This window comes from Polynucleobacter sp. 35-46-11 (assembly GCF_002281105.1).
The window spans coordinates 1-1,040 of sequence record NZ_NCFJ01000742.1; the positions used below are offsets into that span (position 1 = coordinate 1).

At 49.6% G+C, this 1,040-nt stretch carries 2 protein-coding genes and 1 riboswitch; both genes read right to left on the reverse strand.

What is annotated here, in order from left to right; genetic code table 11:
- Positions 1 to 332 (reverse strand): adenosylhomocysteinase (locus B7Y67_RS19240; RefSeq protein WP_293600008.1); only part of this gene is annotated, 332 nt, incomplete at its 3' end.
- Between the two features lie 61 nt (positions 333 to 393).
- Positions 394 to 505: riboswitch (S-adenosyl-L-homocysteine riboswitch) on the reverse strand.
- Positions 506 to 584: 79 nt separating this feature from the next.
- A partial coding sequence (locus B7Y67_RS19245; protein WP_293600009.1) for a methionine adenosyltransferase domain-containing protein occupies positions 585 to 1,040 on the reverse strand: 456 nt, incomplete at its 5' end.

The following is a 1,040-nucleotide window of genomic DNA, read 5'->3' on the forward strand; positions in this document are numbered from 1 at the left end:
TTGATCGCAAAAACAGGCGTGCCATTTGCAGCGATTGCAGCAGCAGCATGGTCTTGTGTAGAGAAAATATTGCAAGACGCCCACTGCACTTCAGCGCCGAGAGCTTCTAAAGTCTCGATCAATACTGCAGTTTGAATAGTCATATGCAAGGAGCCAGTGATTCGGGCACCACGCAAAGGTTGTTGTGCTGCAAACTCATCGCGGATGGCGATCAGGCCAGGCATCTCAGTTTCAGCAATAGCGATTTCTTTACGGCCAAAGTCAGCTAAAGAAATATCGGCAATAGCGCAACGGGTTGCAACAAAATTGTTTAAATCGGAAACGGTACTCATGAATGCTCCAGCTAAAGACGATCCAATGCTGGAGTAAGAACTCGCTAGCCATTGAATCATGGGTTAGCGAGCGCAGTTGCAATTAGCAAACTCTGGGATTACCTAGGAGTCCACTCCCTTCAAGCCTGGGGAAACACTGGTTGTCAGTATTCCTTGCAACGCTCCTTGAAGGTATGGCGAAATTGTAATCAATTTCGCCATATTTCGTCTTAATACGACTACATACTGCCAATTTACTGCCTAGAAAGCAGATTACAAGCCAGCAGCTGCACGTAAGGCAGGTGCCTTATCGCACTGTTCCCAAGTAAATTCCGGCTCTTCACGACCAAAGTGGCCATATGCAGCAGTCTTACGATAAATCGGACGCAAGAGGTTTAGCATCTTGACGATGCCTTTTGGACGCAAGTCGAAGTGCTCAGATACCAGTTGCGCAATCTTCTCGTCAGAGATCTTGCCAGTACCAAAGGTGCTCACCATCACTGAAGTTGGTTTAGCCACGCCAATCGCGTAAGAGATCTGAATCAAGCACTTGCTTGCCAAACCAGCAGCAACAACGTTCTTTGCCACATAGCGACCAGCGTACGCAGCGGAACGGTCCACCTTGGAAGGATCCTTCCCAGAGAACGCGCCACCACCGTGAGGAGCCGCACCGCCGTAGGTGTCCACAATGATCTTGCGACCTGTCAGACCGCAATCGCCTTGCGGGCC